This window comes from Streptomyces sp. W16 (assembly GCF_033194735.1).
Taxonomy (GTDB): Bacteria; Actinomycetota; Actinomycetes; order Streptomycetales; family Streptomycetaceae; genus Streptomyces.
In genome coordinates, this window is sequence record NZ_JAWOAI010000957.1 from 1 (window position 1) to 1976 (window position 1976).

Genomic DNA, 1976 nt, shown 5'->3' on the forward strand with positions numbered 1-1976 from the left:
CGGCGCTCCGCCCTGCGCCGCGCCGCCTCCGGATCAGCGGCGGCCGGGGAACCGGACGCGTCCGCCGCCCGTTTCTCCTCCGTCCGCTTCCGCCGCCCCGCCAGCCACTGCTCGGCCCAGTCCGGCGCCTGCCCCGCCGGTACCGCGCCGTCCCCGCCCGCCCACAACAGCAGCAGCCCCAGCGCGTGTTTGCACGGGAACTTGCGGCTCGGACAACTGCACTTGTACGCCGGCCCCGCGGCGTCCGCGATGTCGACGACCGTCTGATACGGCTTGCTGCCGCTGCCCTTGCACAGCCCCCACACCGTCCCCTCGTCAGAACTCCCCGCCTCGGACCACGGCCCCGCCGCCCCGAGCTTGCTTCCCGCTTTGCGTGACGCTGCGTCAGGCGCCAGTGCCAGCACCTGGTCAGCCGTCCAGCGCACCCCCTGCTGAGTCATGACATCGAAGGTAGATCCCAGCACTGACAATCGGCCTGGCGCGGGCGTTTCCGCAGGTCAGATCGCATTGTCAGTGGCGTGGTGCACGGTGGACACCAGATCCGAACCGGCCGAGCTGGAGGGGACCTCAGCCATGACTGTGTCCACAGAACCCATGAACGCGCAGGCGAGTGAGAAGCAGTCGGCCGAGCCGCCGGAGGCACTGCGCCCGCACGCCGAGGACGCCTTCGCCGACGAGCTCGCGGCGCTCGCCGCACAGGACGACCGGCCGCGCCCGGTCCGCTGGAAGATGTCGCCCTGGGCGGTCGCCACCTACCTCCTCGGCGGCATCCTGCCGGACGGCACGGTGATCACACCGAAGTACGTCGGCCCGCGCCGCATCGTCGAGGTCGCCGTCACCACACTCGCCACCGACCGCGCCCTGCTCCTGCTCGGCGTGCCCGGCACCGCCAAGACCTGGGTCTCCGAACACCTCGCGGCGGCGGTGAGCGGCGACTCGACGCTGCTGGTCCAGGGCACCGCCGGCACCCCGGAGGAGGCGATCCGCTACGGCTGGAACTACGCGCAGTTGCTCGCCAACGGCCCGAGCCGCGACGCCCTGGTGCCCAGCCCCGTCATGCGGGCCATGGCGGAGGGGATGACGGCGCGGGTCGAGGAGCTGACCCGGATCCCGGCCGACGTACAGGACTCGCTGATCACGATTCTGTCGGAGAAGACGCTGCCCATACCGGAGTTGGGGCAGGAGGTGCAGGCCGTCCGCGGCTTCAACCTGATCGCCACGGCGAACGACCGGGACCGCGGGGTCAACGACCTCTCCAGCGCCCTGCGCCGCCGTTTCAACACGGTGGTGCTGCCGTTGCCGGAGAGCGCGGACGCCGAGGTCGACATCGTCGCCCGCCGTGTGGACCAGATCGGCCGCTCGCTCGACCTGCCGGCGGTGCCCGAGGGGGTCGACGAGATCCGCCGGGTGGTGACCGTCTTCCGTGAGCTGCGCGACGGGATCACGGCGGACGGGCGGACGAAGCTGAAGTCGCCCAGCGGCACGCTGTCGACGGCCGAGGCCATCTCCGTCGTCACCAACGGCCTTGCCCTGGCGGCCCACTTCGGTGACGGACTGCTGCGGCCGAGCGATGTCGCCGCGGGCATCCTCGGCGCCGTCGTACGCGACCCGGCGGCCGACCGGGTCATCTGGCAGGAGTACCTGGAAGCGGTCGTCCGGGAGCGCGACGGCTGGAAGGACTTCTACCGGGCCTGCCGGGAGGTGAGCGCGTGAGCGTCGCGGAGGGGAAGCCGGCGAGGGGCTCCGCGTTCGCGGTGAGCCGTGCCGATGGCATGGGGACGGGCGATGACGACACCGCTTGGAGCTTCTGCCCGAGCCGGAGTTGGAGCCTGAGTTGGAGTGGGGCTTGTGGAGGGAGGGGGACGAAGTGACGGGTACTGAGGGGGGCGGTGGTCCGGGCGCCGGACCGCTGTTGCTCGGGGTGCGGCATCACGGGCCCGGTTCGGCGCGCGCCGTGCGAGCGGCGCTGGCGGCGG

Annotated in this window: 2 protein-coding genes; one reads left to right on the forward strand and one right to left on the reverse strand. The window is 72.2% G+C overall.

Annotation, left to right across the window (positions count from 1 at the left end; genetic code table 11):
• On the reverse strand, positions 1 to 440 hold a 440-nt coding region (locus tag R6V09_RS51880; RefSeq protein WP_317888363.1), incomplete at its 3' end, for an SWIM zinc finger family protein.
• A 133-nt stretch (positions 441 to 573) separates the two neighbouring features.
• Here R6V09_RS51880 and R6V09_RS51885 point away from each other — a divergent pair.
• Entirely contained in the window at positions 574 to 1713 is a 1140-nt protein-coding gene (locus tag R6V09_RS51885) for an ATP-binding protein (protein ID WP_317888364.1), read from the forward strand.
• The last annotated feature ends 263 nt before the right edge of the window (positions 1714 to 1976 follow it).

Excerpts from the sequence above, each read along its gene's own strand:
- R6V09_RS51885 (WP_317888364.1), top strand. The coding sequence starts at position 574 with ATGACTGTGTCCACAGAACCCATGAACGCGCAGGCGAGTGAGAAGCAG.